Raw genomic sequence first — 303 nt, 5'->3', positions numbered from 1 at the left:
TTGAATGAACTTCAGCTTCTGAGAACTCTTTAGTTTCCGCCGCTTGCTTGATAAGTCCCAACAAAAGAGCATTTGCAACCTCACTTTCTAGAGGTAATGGAAACCGGTCGCGCCAACCAATATCGTTCTTATCAAGCCAAAACACAGGGTCTTTATGGCTATCAAGCTTGTGAGCCTTGCGCACTTGAACAACACATAAGATAAGATCCTCTAGAATCTGTAAAATCTCTACGCTCTGAAAACTTTGAGGTATCTTTTCTTTATAACCTTCAAGCAAGGTAGATACGTCCAAACCCCTCGCAA

The 303-nt window shown here is 41.9% G+C and carries 1 protein-coding gene; it reads right to left on the bottom strand.

Going from position 1 to position 303, the window contains the following annotated elements; all coding sequences use genetic code 11:
• Nucleotides 1-292: hypothetical protein (locus A3751_RS02035; protein WP_231876819.1), on the bottom strand; the 292-nt coding region annotated here is incomplete at its 3' end.
• Nucleotides 293-303: the final 11 nt, after the last annotated feature.

It is taken from the genome of Oleiphilus sp. HI0080 (genome assembly GCF_001635135.1).
Note: the sequence above shows the minus strand (reverse complement) of the source record. Positions and strands in the feature narration are given on the sequence as shown.